The 18,584-nt window shown below is 66.0% G+C and carries 19 protein-coding genes; 9 read left to right on the forward strand and 10 right to left on the reverse strand.

All coding sequences use genetic code 11. From position 1 onward, the window contains the following. Positions 1–70: 70 nt before the first annotated feature. Positions 71–2,215: an ATP-dependent DNA helicase DinG gene (gene dinG / locus ACI766_RS20605; protein WP_023087684.1), complete on the reverse strand. Its 2,145-nt coding sequence runs from the start codon at positions 2,213–2,215 to the stop codon at positions 71–73. 129 nt (positions 2,216–2,344) lie between these two features. On the opposite strand from dinG, the gene ACI766_RS20610 reads away from it, so the two are divergent. Continuing rightward, on the forward strand, positions 2,345–2,809 hold the full coding sequence (locus tag ACI766_RS20610; RefSeq protein WP_003082024.1) for a CopD family protein: 465 nt from the start codon (positions 2,345–2,347) through the stop codon (positions 2,807–2,809). A gap of 38 nt (positions 2,810–2,847) precedes the next feature. On the opposite strand, the gene ACI766_RS20615 is transcribed toward ACI766_RS20610, so the two are convergent. The 3 genes from ACI766_RS20615 to ACI766_RS20625 form a co-directional block, all read right to left on the reverse strand. Further along, positions 2,848–3,657, reverse strand: coding sequence for a hypothetical protein (locus ACI766_RS20615; protein ID WP_003112523.1), 810 nt, complete (start codon positions 3,655–3,657; stop codon positions 2,848–2,850). Next, positions 3,650–3,949, reverse strand: a complete 300-nt coding sequence (locus ACI766_RS20620; RefSeq protein WP_003082018.1) for a DUF1145 domain-containing protein — start codon at positions 3,947–3,949, stop codon at positions 3,650–3,652. Before ACI766_RS20620 ends, ACI766_RS20615 begins: the two co-directional genes overlap by 8 nt. Before the next feature lie 115 nt (positions 3,950–4,064). After that, the gene (locus tag ACI766_RS20625; RefSeq protein ID WP_003082015.1) at positions 4,065–4,697 is read right to left on the reverse strand and encodes an OmpA family protein; all 633 of its coding nucleotides are present in this window, start codon (positions 4,695–4,697) and stop codon (positions 4,065–4,067) included. A gap of 130 nt (positions 4,698–4,827) precedes the next feature. On the opposite strand from ACI766_RS20625, the gene ACI766_RS20630 reads away from it, so the two are divergent. The 4 genes from ACI766_RS20630 (at position 4,828) to ACI766_RS20645 (ending at position 6,821) form a co-directional block, all read left to right on the forward strand. After that, on the forward strand, positions 4,828–5,325 hold the full coding sequence (locus ACI766_RS20630; protein WP_003086343.1) for a DUF6231 family protein: 498 nt from the start codon (positions 4,828–4,830) through the stop codon (positions 5,323–5,325). Positions 5,326–5,327: 2 nt separating this feature from the next. Continuing rightward, positions 5,328–5,801, forward strand: coding sequence for a YchJ family protein (locus ACI766_RS20635; RefSeq protein ID WP_003082003.1), 474 nt, complete (start codon positions 5,328–5,330; stop codon positions 5,799–5,801). Continuing rightward, positions 5,801–6,118, forward strand: coding sequence for a hypothetical protein (locus tag ACI766_RS20640; protein WP_003082000.1), 318 nt, complete (start codon positions 5,801–5,803; stop codon positions 6,116–6,118). Before ACI766_RS20635 ends, ACI766_RS20640 begins: the two co-directional genes overlap by 1 nt. 82 nt (positions 6,119–6,200) lie before the next feature. Continuing rightward, positions 6,201–6,821 carry a trimeric intracellular cation channel family protein gene (locus tag ACI766_RS20645; RefSeq protein WP_003081997.1) on the forward strand — a complete coding sequence of 207 codons (621 nt, stop codon included), beginning with the start codon at positions 6,201–6,203 and terminating at the stop codon, positions 6,819–6,821. A 119-nt stretch (positions 6,822–6,940) separates the two neighbouring features. Here the strand turns inward: ACI766_RS20645 and ACI766_RS20650 are convergent, their stop codons facing one another. Further along, complete coding sequence (locus ACI766_RS20650) at positions 6,941–7,501, reverse strand: hypothetical protein (RefSeq protein ID WP_003081987.1); 561 nt, start codon at positions 7,499–7,501, stop codon at positions 6,941–6,943. A gap of 314 nt (positions 7,502–7,815) precedes the next feature. Here ACI766_RS20650 and ACI766_RS20655 point away from each other — a divergent pair, with 314 nt between their 5' ends. From ACI766_RS20655 to quiP, 4 genes are all read left to right on the forward strand, one after another. Then, positions 7,816–8,310: an LEA type 2 family protein gene (locus ACI766_RS20655; RefSeq protein WP_023086511.1), complete on the forward strand. Its 495-nt coding sequence runs from the start codon at positions 7,816–7,818 to the stop codon at positions 8,308–8,310. A 7-nt stretch (positions 8,311–8,317) separates the two neighbouring features. Further along, positions 8,318–8,518 carry an SEC-C metal-binding domain-containing protein gene (locus ACI766_RS20660; protein ID WP_003081984.1) on the forward strand — a complete coding sequence of 67 codons (201 nt, stop codon included), beginning with the start codon at positions 8,318–8,320 and terminating at the stop codon, positions 8,516–8,518. 166 nt (positions 8,519–8,684) lie between these two features. Then, positions 8,685–9,326 (forward strand): glutathione binding-like protein, encoded by a 642-nt coding sequence (locus tag ACI766_RS20665; protein WP_003112525.1) that lies wholly within the window; start codon positions 8,685–8,687, stop codon positions 9,324–9,326. A gap of 122 nt (positions 9,327–9,448) precedes the next feature. Beyond that, positions 9,449–11,992 carry an acyl-homoserine-lactone acylase QuiP gene (quiP, locus tag ACI766_RS20670; RefSeq protein ID WP_003112526.1) on the forward strand — a complete coding sequence of 848 codons (2,544 nt, stop codon included), beginning with the start codon at positions 9,449–9,451 and terminating at the stop codon, positions 11,990–11,992. Between the two features lie 154 nt (positions 11,993–12,146). Here the strand turns inward: quiP and rmuC are convergent, their stop codons facing one another. From rmuC to ACI766_RS20695, 5 genes are all read right to left on the reverse strand, one after another. Then, on the reverse strand, positions 12,147–13,508 hold the full coding sequence (rmuC, locus tag ACI766_RS20675) for a DNA recombination protein RmuC (RefSeq protein ID WP_073647918.1): 1,362 nt from the start codon (positions 13,506–13,508) through the stop codon (positions 12,147–12,149). 767 nt (positions 13,509–14,275) lie between these two features. Continuing rightward, on the reverse strand, positions 14,276–15,031 hold the full coding sequence (locus tag ACI766_RS20680; RefSeq protein ID WP_003112528.1) for an RES family NAD+ phosphorylase: 756 nt from the start codon (positions 15,029–15,031) through the stop codon (positions 14,276–14,278). A 134-nt stretch (positions 15,032–15,165) separates the two neighbouring features. Next, the gene (locus ACI766_RS20685) at positions 15,166–15,534 is read right to left on the reverse strand and encodes an antitoxin Xre/MbcA/ParS toxin-binding domain-containing protein (RefSeq protein ID WP_003086329.1); all 369 of its coding nucleotides are present in this window, start codon (positions 15,532–15,534) and stop codon (positions 15,166–15,168) included. A gap of 72 nt (positions 15,535–15,606) precedes the next feature. After that, positions 15,607–16,893, reverse strand: a complete 1,287-nt coding sequence (locus ACI766_RS20690; RefSeq protein ID WP_003163134.1) for an NAD(P)/FAD-dependent oxidoreductase — start codon at positions 16,891–16,893, stop codon at positions 15,607–15,609. Positions 16,894–16,948: 55 nt separating this feature from the next. After that, positions 16,949–18,442 carry an aldehyde dehydrogenase family protein gene (locus ACI766_RS20695; protein ID WP_003086325.1) on the reverse strand — a complete coding sequence of 498 codons (1,494 nt, stop codon included), beginning with the start codon at positions 18,440–18,442 and terminating at the stop codon, positions 16,949–16,951. Positions 18,443–18,584 lie beyond the last annotated feature (142 nt).

Consider the following 18,584-nt stretch of genomic DNA (forward strand, 5'->3'; position numbering starts at 1 on the left):
GGACAAATGCCGGGAATTTCCCGATGCGGCTCGGACGTGAAGGCTGGCGCCCTCCGCGCAGATCAGCGCGTCAGGCGATTTCCCGGCGGAACGGCGGCAATGCATTGAGGATAGCCTTGCCGTAGCGCTGGGTGACCACGCGGCGATCCAGCAGGGTGATGGTGCCGCGGTCCTGCTCGGTGCGCAGCAGCCGCCCGCAGGCCTGGACCAACCGCAGCGAGGCGTCTGGCACGGCGATCTCCATGAACGGATTGCCGCCGCGCGCCTCGATCCACTCGGCCAGCGCCGCCTCCACCGGGTCGTCGGGTACCGCGAAGGGAATCTTGGCGATCACCACGTGTTCGCAATAGGCCCCCGGCAGGTCCACGCCTTCGGCGAAGCTGGCGAGGCCGAAGAGCACGCTGTCCTCGCCGTCGTCGACTCGCGACTTGTGCTTGTTCAGGGTTTCCTGCTTGGACAGGTTGCCCTGGATGAACACCCGCTTGCGCCAGTCGCGGTCGAGACCGTCGAAGACTTCCTGCATCTGCTTGCGCGAGGAGAACAGCACCAGGCTGCCGCGCGCGCCCTTCACCAGTTCCGGCAGCTCGCGAATGATCGCCGCGGTGTGCTCGGCGGCGTTGCGCGGATCCGCCTTGAGGTCGGGGACCCGCAATACCCCGGCCTCGGCATGGTGGAAGGGGCTCGGCACCACCGCGGTGACCGCGTTGCGCGGCAGGCCCGCGCGCATGCGGTAGCGGTCGAAGGTGCCCAACGCGGTCAGGGTCGCCGAGGTCACCAGCACGCCATAGGCGACGTTCCACAGGTTGCGGCGCAGGGTCTCGGCGGCGAGGATCGGGCTGGCGTTGGCTTCGATGTCGTAGAAGCTGCCGCTCTCGGCGAGGGTCAGCCAGCGCGCCATCGGCGGGCTGTCCTGCGGGTCCTCGCAGGTGAAGGCGGTCCACAGTTCCCAGTTGCCCTGGGCGCGCGCCAAAAGACTACCGAACAGCGGGTACCACTCCTCCGCCTGGTGGCTGGCGATGCCGCCGGCGCCTTCGCCGTCCATCGCCTCCTTGAGGATATCGGTGAGGCGGGTGAACAGGTCGGTCAGCTTGGAGAAGCCTTTCTTCAGCTCGATGCCCATCTCGCGGATATGCTCGGGGACCACCCCGCCGACGAAACGGTGACGCGGCCGCTCGCGACCCTCCATGTCCTCGCCGGCGCGGAAATCGCCGATCTCTTCGCAGGCGGTGAACATGAACTGCTGCTGGGTCTTGATCTCCCGGGCCAGCTCCGGCACCTGTTCGATCAGGCGGCCGAGGTCGCCCGGCAGCGGGTGCTGGGCGAGCAGCTTGGTGAGGTTCTTGGCGACCTGCTCCAGCCAGTCGGCGGTAGCGCGCAGGCGGGTGAAATGGGCGAAATGGCCAATCGCCTTGTCCGGCAGGTGATGGCCCTCGTCGAACACGTAGAGGGTCTCGCGCGGATCGGGCAGGATGGCGCCGCCGCCCAGGGCCAGGTCAGCCAGGACCAGGTCGTGGTTGGTGACGATCACGTCGACCTTGGTCATCCCTTCGCGCGCCTTGTAGAAGGCGCACTGCTGGAAGTTCGGGCAATGTCGGTTGGTGCACTGGCTGTGATCGGTGGTGAGCTGCGCCCAATGCGCGTCGTCGATCGCCTCCGGCCAGCTGTCGCGGTCGCCGTCCCAGCGGTTGCCGGCCAGGCGTTCGATCATCTGGTTGAACAGCTTGCTGCTGGTCTCGTCGACATCGATGTTGAAACCGTCGTCGGCGAACAGTTGCGCCGTCGCGCTCTGCGCCTGGCCTTCCTGCAGCAGCACGTCGAGCTTGGACAGGCACAGGTAGCGCCCGCGGCCCTTGGCCAGGGCGAAGCTGAAGGCCAGCCCGCTGTTGCGCAGCAGGTCGGGAAGATCCTTGTGGACGATCTGCTCCTGCAGGGCGACGGTCGCGGTGGCTATCACCAGGCGCTTGCCACTGGCCTTGGCGCAGGCGATCGCCGCCAGGCTGTAGGCCACGGTCTTGCCGGTACCGGTTCCGGCCTCCACCGCGACCACCGCCGGCTCGCCCTCGCGGTGCCCCTCCTCGTCCTCCTTGATCACGCCGAGGGCCTTGGCCACTTCGGCGATCATCAGGCGCTGGCCATAGCGAGGCTTCAGCTCCTTGGCTTCGAGAAAGCGGGTGTAGGCACCCTGGATCTGGGACTTGAGTTCGGCGCTGAGCATGGAATTCCTGGGCCCGGCGCGCAGCGGAAGGCGAATCCGCCGGCGCGCCATAGCTGGATAAATTTTCAGTGGTTCGACAGGGCGGCTATGATAACGCGCTTCGTCACAACCGCCAGCGGAGATCGCCGAATGACCCCCTACGCCCTCGTCTACGCCCTGCATGTCCTGGCCGCCCTGGTCTGGGTCGGAGGCATGTTCTTCGCCTGGACGATACTTCGTCCGGCGGCCGTCGCCGCGCTGGAGGCCCCAGCCCGCCTGGGCCTGTGGCTGGAGGTGTTCCGCCGTTTCTTCCATTGGGTCTGGGCGGCGGTGATCCTGCTGCCGATCAGCGGCGTCGGCATGCTGCACCTGAGCTTCAACGGTTTCGCCGGCGCGCCGCGCTACGTACAGGTAATGATGGGGCTCTACGTCGCCATGCTGGCACTGTTCCTGCGGGTGCAGGCGCTGCAAGTGCCGGAACTGCGCCGCGCGGTGCAGGCCCAGGACTGGCCGGCAGGCGGGCAGGCGCTGGGGAAGATCCGCCGCACCGTCGGCTTCAACCTGCTCCTCGGCCTGTTGCTGATAGCCCTGGTAGCGGCACGCCCGAGCCTCTGAACCGGCGATGCGCCGGAAGCCGTGCTGCCGGCCTCTCCTCAGAAGCGCACGACGTCCAGGCTGCCGTCGCTGCCGTTGGTGCCGTTCGCGCCGTCCTCTCCGCTGCGCCCCGCACGACCGGCATCCACCGAGTAGATCCAGCAACCGGTGGCGTTATCCGCCGCACCCGGTTTGCCGGCCTTGCCTCCAGCGCCGCCGACGCCGCCTTGCAGACGGGTTTGCAAGCGCTCCAGAGGAAAATCGCCCGGCACTTCCAGACGAATCCGACCGCCCGCCCCGCCCGGACCGCCGTCGCTTCCGGATTGGCCGTCGCCACCTTTCAGCGCGCTGCCCCAGAGGCAGCCGGAGGCCTTGCCGGAAGCCCCGTCCAGGCCATCGTAGCCTGGAGCGCCGACGCCACCGCGGGCGTCCAGCAGCAGGCTTTCCACCTCCACCGCCTGCAGGCGCAAGGTCAGGTCGCGGCCGTTACCGGCGCTTTGCCGGAAGGTGCCGGTCGCGCCGGGCGCGGAAATGATGCTGCCATCGGCCAGGCGGCCGCTGACGACTTCGATGCTGATTCGCTCCTCGCCTGGCGCCACGCCGATCCGGGCGTTCTTCGCCATGTGCAGTTCCTCGATGCGCAGGACGCTGACCTCCAGCGGAATCAGCAGGGCGGCATCCTCGCCGATCTCCACTCTGCGCAGGCGCAGCTCCTGGGCCCGCTTGGGCAGGCGCATCACCGAGTTCGCCTGCACCTTCACGGTTCCGCCGATACCCTGCTGGCGTGCCGGCGGCGCCTCGGCCGAAAACACGGCGCCAGCCCAGGCCAGGGGAACGACCAGGAACAATCCGAGCATGGCCTTACGCATGATCGTCCTCCTTGTCCTGCGGTAACTCGCTGGCCGGGCTCAACGCCGGCAACGCAAGCATGTGGAAGACCCCGAACAGCAAGACCTGGAGACGATCCAGCCAGGGATGCGCGCGCGCTTTCAGGCGTCCTCCGAGGACGAGAATCTCGATCAGGTGGATCAACAGGATCAGGCCGCCGGCTATCGACAACAGCCAGTTCAGCGGATAGGCGAACGGATGCAGCAGATTGACCAGCACCGCGCCCCAGAACACCAGGGTCACGAGCTTGCCCAGCCCGAGAAACGCTTTCATGGAACTCCCCCCAAGACATCGTGTGCGGGGGAACATACTCGCCAGCCCGCCGCGGCGCCAGCCATGAACGAAAACGGGGGCTTCGACGCCCCCGTTCTGCTCCGCGCCGCCTGCGTCATTCGCGCTTGATGAGGATTTCCACCCGGCGATTCTCGGCCCGCCCTTCGCGAGTCTTGTTGTCGGCGACCGGCTGGCTTTCGCCCAATCCCTGCACGCCGACGATGATGCTCGAAGGCACCCCGGCATCGATCAGATAGTTCGCAACGGCATTCGCGCGCCGTTCCGACAGCTTCTGGTTGTAGGCATCGGAACCGACGCTGTCGGTATGCCCGGTGATACTCAGGCGCGTACTGGCCGCCTCGCCTTTCAGGCGTTCGGCGATGCCGTTGAGCTTCTCGCTGTCGGCGGCGTCCACCTTCGACGAATCGAAGGCGAAGTGCAGGTCGCGCACGACAATGGTTTCTTCCTTGACGACGGGAGGCGGCGGCGCGACTTCCTCGACCGGCTGCGGAGGCGGCGGCGCGACCTGTTCGCCGGCACCGTGCACCCAGCAATAGGCGGCACCGACGCCACCGCCGATCAGGGCGCCCCAGCCGGCCCAGCTGCTGCTTTCGATCGCGCCCAGGCCGGCGCCGGTAACACCACCGACCGCCGCACAGGTCGGCCAGTCGCTTTTCTGCAACCCTGCGCAACCGGTCAGCAAGCCGCTGACCAGAATCAGGGGTAAAGCGGTCCTCGTGATGCTCATTGGAACTCTCCTCGTGGATCGGTTGTAACCGACAAATAGGGAGTAAAGACCCCAGCCGAAAAAAGCGCCAGCACTAGGCCATGCAGGCGCTTCAGGCTAGTCTTGGCGAATCCCAGGAGAGTGTTTTCCCATGAGCGAACCGATTTCTCCCCGCACCCCGCAGCAGGCCCTGGCCGCGTTGCTCGCCCGCTACGCGCCGAAGCGCTTGCTGCTGGTCGGCGCCAGCCGGCTGCCGGCGGTGGAGGCCTTCATCCACAACCATCCCCAGTGCCAACTGGCGCACAGCCCGGCGGCGGCATTGCCCGCCGAACTGGCCGGCCAGCGCTTCGACCTGGCGCTGTTCGTCGATTGCCTGGAACACCTGCCGCAGCGCACCGGTCTGCAGTTGCTCGCGGGCGTGCGCAACCTGAACGCCAGCCGGGTCGCCGTACTGGTCGACCTCGAGGCCAGCGACTGGCAGGAAACCGACTTCTTCGCCCTCGCCATGCAGAACAGCGAACGCTTCCAGCGCGAAGGCCAGACGCTGACCCTGTACACCTACGACCTGTACGAATACAAGCAGGTCCCCGATTGGCTGAACGCCAAGTTCTGGGCCAACCCGGAAAACTTCGGCAAGTACTGGTGGTAACCATGACCCAACCCTCCTGCCCCTGCGGCAGCGGCGACCCGCTCGACGATTGCTGCGGCCGCTATCACCAGGGACATCCCGCGCCTACCGCGGAAGCCCTGATGCGCTCGCGCTACAGCGCCTACGCCCTCGGACTGGTGGACTATCTGCGCGACACCACGCTGCCGGCGCAACAGGCCGGCCTCGATCTCGACGGCATCCGCGCCTGGAGCCACGGCAGCACCTGGCTCGGTCTGGAGGTGGAAAACCACGAGGTGCTCGGCGGCCAGCCGGAGCATGCGCGAGTCACCTTCGTCGCGCGCTGGCACGACGCCGACGGGGAACATGCCCATCGCGAATGTTCCGGCTTCGTCCAGCGCAACGGTCGCTGGTACTTCCTCGATCCGACCGTGGCCCTGAAACTCGGCCGCAACGATCCCTGCCCCTGCGGCGCCGGCGGCAAGCTGAAGAAATGCTGCGGTCCGTGGATCACCTGATGCATTCGCTCGCCAGCTATATCCGCGCCATCCATGCCCTGCCCTCGCCGGTCTCGATAAGCGATGCGCAGGTCGAAGAGCAACAGCGCTGCGAGGACGGCGTCGAGATCCACAGCTGCGAAGCGCTCTACCGTTTCGACAACGGCGTGCGCCTGCGCCAGCACTGCGAGCGCGACCTCCTGCCGAGCAGCGGGGCCTGCGAGGAATGCTGGATCGGCTACGAAGTGCTGGATTCCGCCGGGCAGGAAATCAGCCCACGCTACAAGCACTTCGTCAACGCCTGCCAGGAACGCTTCTGGTTGCGCATGCACGCCTGAGATGCTGCGCCAGGCTGCGCGGTTTGGGCGTTGACGAGCGCTCGGGTAGAATGCGCAGCCTTTTCATCCGGGCCCCATCCCCATGCTGCTGACCGTGCTCTACATCATCGCCATCACCGCCGAAGCCATGACCGGCGCGCTGTCGGCCGGCCGGCGCAGCATGGACCTGTTCGGCGTGGTGCTGATCGCCTGCGTCACCGCCCTGGGCGGCGGCTCGGTACGCGACATGCTGCTGGGCCATTACCCGCTGACCTGGGTCCGTCACCCGGAATACCTGGCGCTGACCGCAGTCGCCGCGCTGGTGACAGTGTTCATCGCGCCGCTGATGCGCCACCTGCGCTCGCTGTTCCTGGTACTCGACGCGGTTGGCCTGGTGGCCTTCACCCTGATCGGCTGCCAGGTCAGCCTGGAAATGGGCCACAGCCTGCTGATCGCGGCGATCAGCGGGGTGATCACCGGGGTGTTCGGCGGCATTCTCCGCGACATCCTGTGCAACGACGTACCCTTGATATTCCGCCGCGAACTCTATGCCAGCGTGTCCTTCGCCAGCGCCTGGTGCTACCTGATCTGCGTGGAGCTGGAACTGCCTTCCGAGCAGGCGATGCTGATCACCCTGTTCAGCGGCTTCCTGTTCCGCCTGCTGGCCATCCGCTTCCACTGGGAAATGCCCAAGTTCGTCTACCAGGACGATTTCGACCACTGAAGCAAGCGCCTGCCCCCTGGCCGACGCGTTCCTCCAACCCCTCGCCTGTCCCCGATGCCACGGCCTCGCGACGCGGTTATCCGCCCCACGCCCTGGCTTGTCGCAGGCCGCTGCCCGCCTCAGTCCTGCAGGCGCAGGTGGCTGGTGTCCGGAGCCGGAGCCGCTGGCTCGGAGCGTGCCTGGCCCATGTCGCTACCGACCGGGGCGACGCTGAAGCGGCTCAGGTCGAGTTTCGGCGCCTCGGCTTCGGCCTTGGCGTCCTGTAGGTCGGCGCCTACCGGAGCCAGGCCGAAATCCGGCGCATCGACCTCGGCGAACGCCGCCATGTAGCCGTCCCGCGGCGCTACCTGCAAGCGTCCGGCGGGCGCGCTGGTACCAGTAGCGGCGCGGGTCTGCGGGGCCTCCACGGGAGTCGTCTGCGCAGGCGGCGGCGCCATGACCACCTCCTCGACCTCCATCTCGGCGACCACGGCGATCGCTCCCGCTCGCTCCAGCACGCTGCGGTATTTTTCCGCGGAGGCGGCATCGAGGTTGTTCTTGATCACCACCCGGCGGCCGGAGAACAGCAGTTCGATACGCTGCGCGTCGGCCTGGAACAGCTTGGCCAGGTTGGCCTTGACCACCTCGGGACGGGCGCCGGCGACCAACTGGCCGGAAAAGGCGATTTCAAAGCGGCTCATTGGCATCTCTCCGAGTGAAGGGCCGCTCGGCATGGCGGCCCTGGCGTTTCGTCGAGCGATTGTACCCATCGACAGCCACGCGTGGAGTGACTGGGTCCGGCAAATCGGCCGGCGGGTCCGTTCAGGTTAGCCGAGCCGGTCACGCCAGCCGACGGGAAGACTTGCACGGGCGTACGCGCTTCTCCATGCTCCCCCGACTGCGCTATGGGAAACATATGGACACAGGCCTGTACCTGAAACATCTTTCCTCTATACAACAATAAGTTGCAGCACAATCACTGCTTGTTAAACTGGGGCGTCTCGGGGGGAATAGCATGAATTACCAGGCGCAAATGATAAGAATTATCAGCCTAATAATGGCGTGGGGAGTTCTCTCCCATCTCTCGGGCTGCAGCTGGATGACCGGCAGCTTCGAAGACCCCGACGTCAAGCTGCTGAAGGTGGAAGTGGTCAAGGCACGCTTGCTGGAACAGGAGTTCGTGATGCGCTTCCGCATCGACAACCCCAACGATTTCAGCCTGCCGGTACGCGGCCTGCAGTACACCGTGCAACTGAACGACATCCAGCTCGCAGAAGGCGAGTCCGGCCAGTGGTTCACGGTTCCCGCCCACGGCCACGAGGTATTCGACGTGCCGGTGCGAACCAATCTCTGGCGCCACATGAAATACATCGTCAAGCTCCTTGAGCGTCCCGAGGAGCCGATCCGCTACCGCCTGCAGGGCGAAGTGAAGACCGGACTGATGTTCGGCCGCAGCGTGCACCTGAGACGAAATGGCGAGATAATTCCCGGCGATTTCATCCCAGAATAGGTCCACCATGAGTCAGGAACCCCACGTACACGGCCCGAACTGCAACCACGACCACGATCATCATCACGATCATGGCCATGGTCATGTCCATGGTCCGCACTGCAACCACAGCCACGAGCCGGTGCGCAATCCGCTCAAGGCCGTAGGCCGCAACGATCCCTGCCCCTGCGGCAGCGAGAAGAAATTCAAGAAGTGCCACGGCGCCTGACCCTTCGCACGCGCCGGCATCCGAAGGCCCGCTGAGCAGCGGGCCTTTTCGTTGGCGCGCCACCAGCCCCGCCGGGGCGTCATGCGCGACAGCGGTTTGCATCGAACCTACGTTCCTGGCGTAGAGTCTTCCGTTCGTAGCCCATCGACGAGCCGGAGACGCACCGATGATCGACCTGTACTACTGGACCACCCCGAACGGCCACAAGATTACTCTTTTCCTGGAAGAAACCGGCCTGCCCTACGCCATCCATCCGATCAACATCAGCCAGGGCGACCAGTTCCAGGCGGATTTCCTGAAGGTGTCGCCGAACAACAAGATTCCCGCCATCGTCGATCGCCAACCGGCCGACGGCGGCGCTCCCCTGTCGCTGTTCGAGTCCGGCGCCATCCTGCTCTATCTCGCGGAAAAGACCGGACGCTTCCTCGCCAAGGACCTGCGCGCGCGCCAGGAAACCCTGCAGTGGCTGTTCTGGCAGATGGGCGGGCTGGGGCCGATGGCCGGGCAGAACCACCATTTCAACCGCTTCGCCCCGGAGAAGATTCCCTACGCCATCGACCGGTACGTCAAGGAAACCGCGCGCCTGTACGGCGTTCTCGACCAGCGCCTGGCGGACCGCGCCTTCGTCGCCGGCGACGACTACAGCATCGCCGACATGGCCATCTATCCGTGGATCGTCCCGCACCAGTGGCAGGAGCAGGATCTCGCCGACTTCCCGCACCTGCAGCGCTGGTTCGAGAGCATTCGCCAGCGTCCGGCGACGCAACGCGCCTATGCTTTGGTGGAGCGCATCAATCCGCCGAAGTAGCGAGTCCCGAGCCGGCCTGCGGACGTCCTCGCGGACGACCGCAGGCGGAGCTTGCGCAGCCCTGCGCTCCTCACTAACGTAGCGCCTCTCGACGCGACCACTCCCGCAGGAGCCCCCACCCCATGGCCTCGCCAGCCTTCATGCGTTTTCTTCCCCGTTGCGGCGCCGCCGCGGCCTTCGGCACCCTCCTGGGCCTGGCCGGTTGCCAGTCCTGGCTCGACGATCGCTACGCCGACAGCCTGCCGCCGACCTCCGGCGTACAACCGATCAAGGGCCTGGCGCAAAACGTATCGATCCGGCGCAACGCGCTGGGCATGCCACTGATCGAAACCGGCACCTTCCATGACGCGCTGTTCGCCCTGGGCTACGTACACGCCTCCGACCGCCTGAGCCAGATGGTCAGCCTGCGCCTGCTGGCCCAGGGACGGCTGGCCGAGATGGTCGGCCCCGGCGCGCTGGAGATCGACCGTTTCATGCGTACCGTGAACCTGCGCCAGGCTGCGGAGATCCAGTACAGGAACGCCTCGCCGCGCCTGCAACGCTTCTTCGAGGTCTACGCGCGCGGGGTCAACGCCTACCTGTATCGCTATCGCGACAAGCTGCCGATGGACCTGGCCCAGTCCGGCTACCGTCCGGAATACTGGAAGCCCGAGGACTCGGCGCTGGTCTTCGCCCTGCTCAACTTCGGCCTGGCGGTGAACCTGCAGGAAGAAATCGCCTCGCTGACGCTCGCGCAGAAGGTCGGCAGCGACAAGCTGGCCTGGCTGACGCCGACCTATCCCGACGAAAACCTGCCGTTCGACGAGGCGGAAAAGCTCAAGGGCCTGCGCCTGGACGGGCAGGTTCCCGGCCTCGCGGGCGTCGAGGGCGCGGCGCGGCAGGTCGCAGCGCTGAGCATGCTCGGGGTCGCCGCCTCGAACAACTGGGCTATCGCGCCGCAACGCAGCCGCAGCGGCAAGAGCCTGATGGCCAACGACACCCACCTGCCGCTGAGCATGCCGTCGGTGTGGAACTACGTGCAGATCCGCTCGCCCAAGTACCAGGCCGCGGGCGTTTCCATTGCCGGTCTGCCGGGCGTGGTGGCGGGCTTCAACGGCAAGCTGGCCTGGGGCATGACCATGGTCCTGGGCGACAATCAGGATCTCTACCTGGAACAGTTGCGACGCCAGGGCAACCGGCTCTATTACCTGGCCGACGGCAAGTGGCAGCCAACCCGCGAACGCCAGGAAACCTTCTTCATCAAGGGCCAGCGGCCGATCCGCGAGGTCATCCACGAAACCCGCCATGGCCCGCTGCTCAACAGCGCCCTGGGCGAGCGCAAGAACATCCTCCAGCCGCTGCCGCTGAAGAGCGGCTACGGACTGGCCTACCGGAGCATCCAGCAGGAAGCCGACAAGACCCTGGACGGCTTCTTCGACCTGTCGCGGGCCAAGACCATCGAGCAGGCCTTCGACGCCACCCGCGAGATTCGCGCGATGCCGCTGAACATCGTGTTCGCCGACGAAAAGCACATCGGCTGGCAGGTCACCGGACGCTATCCGAACCGCAAGGAGGGTCGCGGCCTGCTGCCCTCCCCTGGCTGGGACGGCCGCTACGACTGGGATGGCTATGCCGACCCGATCCTCCACCCCTCCGACCAGGACCCGCAGCAGGGCTGGCTGGGTACCGCCAACCACCGCACCGTGCAACCCGGCTACGGCGCCCAGTTGTCCAACTCCTGGTACTACCCGGAGCGCGCCGAGCGCATCGCCCAGCTCGCCGGTGCCAGCAAGAGCCACGACACCCAGAGCATGATCCGCATGCAGTACGACCAGACCTCACTGTTCGTCGCCAAGCTGCAAGCCATGTTCGACAATCCCGGCATGGCGCTGCCGCTGCGCCAGGCCATCGACGCCTTGCCGGAGGCGCAACGCAGCCGGGCGCGGGAGGCCTACGACCGGCTGATGGCGTTCGACGGCAAGCTGACAGCCAGCTCCAGCGACGCCGCGCTGTACGGCGCCTTCCTCCACGAGAGCGCCAGGCAGATATTCCTCGACGAGCTAGGACCGGAGGACGGCCCTGCCTGGAAAGCCTTCGTCGAGACCGCCAACCTCTCCTACTCGGCGCAAGCCGACCACCTGCTCGGGCGCGACGACAGTCCGTTCTGGGACGATACCCGCACTCCGCAGAAGGAGGACAAGCCGGCAATCCTCGCGCGCAGCCTCGCCGCCGCCGTGGAGTTCTGCGAACAGCGACTGGGGAGCGAGCGCAAGGCCTGGCAATGGGGCAAGCTGCACACCTACGAATGGCAGAGCGACAGCTCGAAAATGGCCCCCTACCTGGGGGCCGGCGAGCGCGCCGGACTCGGCGCGATCAAGGGCTATCTCGATCGCGGGCCCTATCCGGCCGGCGGCGACCACACCACGCTGGACGTATCGGCCTACGGCTGGGGCCAGGACTTCGACACTTGGCTGATCCCGGCGATGCGGCTGATCGTCGACTTCGGCCAGAGCGAACCGATGATCGGCGTGAACAGCAGCGGCCAATCCGGCAATCCGGCCAGCCCGCACTACGCCGACGGTATCGACGCCTGGCTCAAGGGGCGCTACGTCAGCTTCCCGTTCCAGCCACAGAACCTCGATCGCGTTTACGGCAACAAGCGGCTGACGCTCACTCCCGCTCGCTGAACGGACGGCGCGGAACTTTCCTCCGCGCCGTGGCTCTGAACAGCCGACTTACTCCATGATCATCTTCAGGGCGTCCTTCCGGACGCCCTTCTTTTATCCCCCTCCCGGAAAGCCTCCGTTTTCTCGAAAGCCCGGGCACGGGATCGAACCGATCTCACTCCTCTCCGGCCTCTTCCACGGGCGCCACCAGCGCCCGGTCCAGCCAGTCCGTCGGCAGGCTCTTGCTGGCGCGGGCACCGAGCAGCTTGAGTTGCTCGCTGCGACTGATCAGGTTGCCACGTCCCTCGGTGAGCTTGTTGCGCGCCGCGGCATAGGCCTTGTCCAGTTGCTGCAGGCGCGAACCGACCTCATCGAGGTCCTGGACGAAGAGCACGAACTTGTCATACAGCGAACCGGCACGTTCGGCGATTTCCCGCGCATTCTGGTTCTGCCGCTCCTGGCGCCAGAGGCTGTCGATTACCCGCAGGGTGGCCAGCAGGGTGGTCGGGCTGACGATCACGATATTCTGCGCGAAGGCGTCCTGGAACAGGTTCGGCTCGGCCTGCAGGGCCGTCGAGAAAGCCGCCTCGATCGGCATGAACAGCAGGACGAAGTCGAGGCTGTGCAATCCTTCCAGGCGTCGATAGTCCTTGCCGGAGAGGCCTTTCACATGGTTGCGCAACGACGTTACGTGCTGCTTCAGCGCCTGCTGGCGCAGCAGATCGTCGTCAGCGGCGATGTACTGCTGGTAGGCCGTGAGACTGACCTTGGCATCCACCACCACCTGCTTGTCGCCGGGCAGGCGGATCAGCACGTCCGGCTGGAAGCGTTCGCCCTCGGCACCCTTCAGGCTGACCTGGGTCTCGTATTCCCGGCCTTTTTCCAGGCCTGCATGCTCGAGCACCCGCTCCAGCACCAGTTCGCCCCAGTTGCCCTGGGTCTTCTGGCCCTTGAGCGCGCGGGTCAGGTTGGTCGCTTCCTCGCCCAGGCGCAGGTTGAGCTGCTGCAGACGCTCCAGTTCCTTGCTCAGGGAGAAACGCTCGCGCGCTTCCTGCTGGTAGCTTTCCTCCACCCGCTTCTCGAACGCCTGGATGCGCTCCTTCAGTGGATCGAGCATCTGCCCCAGGCGCTGCTGGCTGGTCTCGGCGAAACGCTGTTCGCGCTCGTCGAAGATCTTTCCCGCCAGTTCGGCGAACTGTGCCCGCAACTCGTCGCGGGCCGACTGCAGGTCGGTCAGGCGCTGCTGGTGGCTTTCCTGCTGCTCGCGCAGTTCCGCAGCCAGCGCAGCCCGTTCGGAAGCCAGGCGACGCAATTCCTCTTCCCGGCCCTGGCGCTCGCTGGCCCAACGTGCCTCCGCCTGGGACGCCCGTTGCCGCTCCTCCCCCATCAACTCGGCTTCCCGACGCAGCGCGGCGACCTCACCGGCGAGCCTGGCATGGCGCTCGCCGAGTTGCTGGTAAGCCTCCCTGCTGGTCTCCAACTGCGCATTCAGCCCGTCCTGGGCCAGTTGCGCGGTCGCCAGTCGCTCGCCGAGCAAGGCTATCTCGCGCTCCGCCAGGCTGGCCCTTCTCTGTAGCTGCCATGCCAGGCCGGCCAGGGGAATCGCGGCAGCCAGCAGGCCAAGCAACAGGTTCGGTAGATCGACGGGCATGGGGCACTCCAGCGGAAAACGACGCAACACCCGCCTGGCAGGCGCGCGTGCAGCGGATTCTAGGTTCTTGGGAAAAGACCGTCGAGCGAATAGCGCCGCGCCGAACGAGCACTCCGCTTCCGAGCTGTGCGTACCCCATGCGCAGGACATCTCAGATACTTCCGTAACGGAAGCCATCGCCCTGCGCCCTTCGCCGCCAGGACATTTCTGCTTCCACGGCATTTTTGTCGCGGCTACAGGGCTTGCCTTGGAGCGTGCGATGTGCTGTCGAGCAAGCGCTTGGGAAATCCACAGATCCTGTGGATAACCCAGTGGAAAAGCCCCTAAAAAACTGCCGAACCCCCGATGGAGTGGGGCTATGGGACAGATTGACGATTTTTTCACCAACTATTTTTATCGTTATTTTTCAATAAGTTACGTTTCAAACATGAAAAATCAAGCGTTTAGAGCCTAACGCTCTCAACCCTTGACAAGCTGCTTTCCATTTGTGCACAAATTTTCGCCGAAGCCTCTTGCCGCCCCATTGCAGGGCAATGCCGTTCGAAATCCTCAGCCGCTCTTTCCCTCGGGGCATGCAGGCCAGCCCTGCCCAACAGGCAGGTGGCGGCCTTCAGACGGTGCCCCCGGATCGCTGGCAACCGAGCCCCCTCCACTCACGCCGGATGCGGCAACTTTCCGTCCACCAGGAACAGCTCCCAGGAGAAGATTTTCGGCGACCCCGGCACATGCGCCGGCTTGAAGGCCACGTAACCGGCCGTGGTTTCGCACAGCCAGGGCGTCAGGTTGCGAGGACGCTTTTCGGTGAAGGCCGCGGGCGTGAACAGGGCGACATTGCAGCCGCGCTCCGGGCAACGCGCCGAACGGTATTCGAATGCCTGCACCCCGGCGCTGCGCATGGCACTTCCCAGTTCCTGGGGAGCGCGGTAGTCGGCGATGTCGGTCAGCGCAGCCTCGTGATCGGAGAAAGGCGGCGCCTGCAGACGGATTCCCCGCTCCACCTTCCAGCCCGCCTCGAACGAAGCGTGCTCGGACAGAATCCTCCCGCTCGGTGGCGGCACCACCATGCCACTCCACAGGACGCAACGGTAATACGCGCTTTCGGCCATGGCCGTTTCCAGCTTCAGCGCGGCGTAGAACAGGCTTGGCTCGTGGCGACGGCCAAACCGCGACCCCCAGCGCAAGGGCGGATAACGGAACGGGGTCTTCAACAGGTAATGCAATGGCTCGGCATCCGCCGGCACCGGCGGCTTGCTCGACTCGAGCAGTTCCTCGAGCAACGCCTGTTCTTCCAGGGTGTCGACCAATTGCAGGGTCGCCACCTGCTCCTGGCTCTCCACCAACCGCACCAGGCGCCCCTGGAGCGGTCGGATATGCCGCTCACCCTTGCACTGTCGCCAGATCTCGCTCACCTTCCGCCCCTCGCTTCCTGTGGTGTCGGATGCCAGCGTAGCGGCACCGCAGTCTCCATTCAGCCAGGCTTGTCGCCTCTGGCTGCCAGCCTTTTCCGTGACAGGCGTAGGCCCCCGTACAGGCGCGCCGGGTATCAGACCTTGCCGCGGATCGCATCGAGGTATTCCAGCACATGAACCAGGCCCTGCACCTGTCCCATCAGTGCCAGCGGCTCGCCCGCCAGGTGATGGTTGGGAGTGCGCAGGAAGTGGCGCATGTCCTCCTGCTGCCCGCCGAACAGGGCATACAGTGCGCGATAGACTCGCACCAGCAGCAGAGCCAGCTCGCCGGTCTTGCTGTCCACCCGCAGGCCCTGGGTCTTCCAGCGGCTGATGGCGCTGCGATCGACGCCGACGATGCCGGCCAGTTCGAGCTGCGTCAGCCCCAATTGCTCGCGCGCGGCCAGGACGGCCTTGGCCAGGACGGCATCGGCGCTGGGACGTTCCTTGATGAGAGCGCTCATGACGACCTCCTCATGTGTGTTTACAACAAACTATCATTATTTTGCTGAAAACACACCTTGATTCGGTCGAGCCTAGAGAACCACGCGCAAGCATTGACCGGCGTGATAGAGAGAAAAACCCATCTCGTAGGCGCAACTGCGCAGCCTGGCCGCGGGGACGGGCTTCATGTCACTGAACGGCAACGGCAATGTCGCTCGCTCGCCGCTCAGCAAGTAGTCGGCGAACGCCTTGCCCACTACCGTACCGGTGGTCACGCCGCGTCCGTTGTAGCCGGTCACCGCCAGCAAGCCTTCCGCAGGCTCGAACAGGCGCATCAGATGATCGGGGGTGAAGGCGATGCAACCCGTCCAGCTGTACTCCCAGTTGACCTGGCCCAGGTCGGGAAAGTAATGGCTCTGGATTCGATCGGCCCATTGCCGCAGGAACCAGGCGGGCTTGTTCGCGCCATTGCCGAGGCTTCCCAGCAACAGGCGACCCTGGGCATCGCGACGAATGCTGCTGAGCACCGTCCTGGTATCCCAGGAACCCTGGCCGTGAGGCAGGATGCGCTCGGCCGCGGCGCCGTGCAGCGGCGCCGAAGCCACCTGGTAGTAGTAGCCGGGAAAGAAGTGCCGCCTCAGGTTGGTCCACTCGCCCTCGGTATAGGCGTTGGAGGCGATCACCACCTGTTCCGCCAGTACCGCCCCCGCGGCGCTGCGCACCGCCCACAGCGCGCCCTGCCGCTCCAGGGCGAGCACCGGCGAGCGCTGGTACAGTTGCCCACCCCGCTGTACGACGGCGGTAGCCAGTCCACGCGAATAGGCCATGGGATTGAGAGTGCCGGCGCGTCGGTCGAGCAACGCCGCGCTGATTCGCCGGGTGCCGCAGGCCTCGTGGCAAGCCGCGCCGGTCAGCAACTCCAGCGGAGCGCCGCGGCGCGTCCACTGCGCGTGACGGCGTTGCAGATCGGCCACGCCGCTGGCGTTGTGCGACATGTGCAGGGTGCCCTCGCGGCGCAACTGGCAATCGATGCCGAGGCGTTCGATGGTCTCCATCACCAGCGCCGGCGCCCGCCCCAGCACGGCGTTGAGCTTTTCTCCCTGCTCGGCGCCGAGGGTGGCGACCACCTCGTCCGGGGGAATCCAGGTGCCGGCGTTGATCAATCCGACATTACGTCCCGACCCGCCGTGGCCGACCTCGTACGCTTCCAGCACGCACACCGAACGGCCGGCCTCCAGCAGGTGGAGCGCCGCCGAAAGCCCGGTGAAACCGGCGCCGATCACACATACGTCGGCGCGCTGCTCGCCGTTCAGGCTCGCCGCTCCGGACAGGCGAGGCGTAACCACTTCCCACAGACACCGTTGCTGCAAACCGCCCATGCGCGACTCCGCTGCCAGCCTCATTGCCATGCGGCGGGAGCCCGCCGCGCCCCGTTCAATCGAAGGTGATGCCCTGTGCCAGCGGCAGCTCGCGGGAATAGTTGACGGTGTTGGTCTGCCGTCGCATGTAGGCCTTCCAGGCGTCCGAGCCGGACTCGCGGCCGCCGCCGGTCTCTTTCTCGCCGCCGAACGCCCCGCCGATTTCCGCCCCGCTGGTGCCGATGTTGACGTTGGCGATCCCGCAGTCACTGCCCGCCGCGCCCTGGAACAGTTCCGCCTCGCGCAGGTCGGTGGTGAAGATGCACGACGACAGTCCCTGGGGAACCTCGTTGTTCAGGCGCAGGGCCTCGTCGAAATCGCGGTAGCCGACCACGTACAGGATCGGTGCGAAGGTCTCCGTGCGCACCACTTCGGTCTGTCCCGGCATCTCGACGATGGCCGGCGACACGTAGTAGGCATCCGGATAGCGCTCCTGCAATTGCCGCTCGCCGCCGAACACCCGCCCCCCCTGCTCGCGGGCTCGCGCCAGGGCGTCCTGCATGGCCAGGTAGCTGCGTTCGTCGATCAGCGGCCCGACCAGGTTGCCCTCCAGCGGATGACCGATACGGACCCTGGAATAGGCTGCCTTGAGGCGCTCGACTATCTCGTCCTTCACCGACTCATGGGCAATCAACCGGCGCAAGGTGGTGCAGCGCTGCCCGGCGGTGCCCACCGCGCCGAACAGGATGCCGCGCACCGCCAGGTCGAGGTCGGCGCTTGGCGCCAGGATCATCGCGTTGTTGCCGCCCAGTTCGAGGATGCAGCGAGCGAAACGCGCCGCCACCCGCGGCGCCACTTCGCGCCCCATGCGAGTGCTGCCGGTGGCGCTGACCAGGGCGACGCGACGGTCGTCCACCAGCGCTTCGCCGGCCTCGCGGTCGCCGATCAGCAATTGGCTCAGGTGCGCCGGCGCATCGCCGCCGAAGGCCCGCGCGGCACGCTCGAACAGTGCCTGGCAGGCCAGTGCGGTGAGGGGGGTCTTCTCCGAAGGCTTCCAGACCACGGAATTACCGCAGACCAGCGCCAGCGCGGTATTCCACGACCACACCGCGACTGGGAAGTTGAACGCGCTGATCACGCCTACCACGCCCAGCGGGTGCCAGGTCTCGCGCATGTGGTGGCCGGGACGCTCGGATGCGATGGTAAGACCGTACAACTGGCGCGAGAGGCCCACCGCGAAGTCGCAGATATCGATCATTTCCTGGACTTCGCCGAGGCCTTCCTGGGTGATCTTGCCCGCCTCCCAGGACACCAGTTCGCCGAGTTCGGCCTTGTGCCGACGCAATTCCTCGCCGAACAGCCGCACCAGTTCACCACGGCGCGGCGCCGGCACCTGGCGCCAGGCGCGGAACGCCTGTTCGGCGCGCTCGACCTTGGCGGCAACGGCGGCGCGCCCCTCCAGTCGCACCGCAGCCAGGCGACTGCCGTCGATGGGGGTATGCACGGCAAGCTCGCCATCGCGAAAAGCATTGGGGTCGAGGCCGAGACTGCGCAGCAATCCGTCGATCATGTGAGGTTCTCCTGGCTGTTCGTTTCCGCTCGTTTTAGTCGGTTTGCCCGGTAGCGACAAACGACCTTTATTCGCCACGTCATTCCGAGTTTTCATACTGGCTCCGAGCTGTCGCGATCCGCCGTCTTTCCCGTACCATGCA

It is taken from the genome of Pseudomonas sp. DL, assembly GCF_047199225.1.
In the GTDB taxonomy this organism is placed as follows: domain Bacteria; phylum Pseudomonadota; class Gammaproteobacteria; order Pseudomonadales; family Pseudomonadaceae; genus Pseudomonas; species Pseudomonas aeruginosa.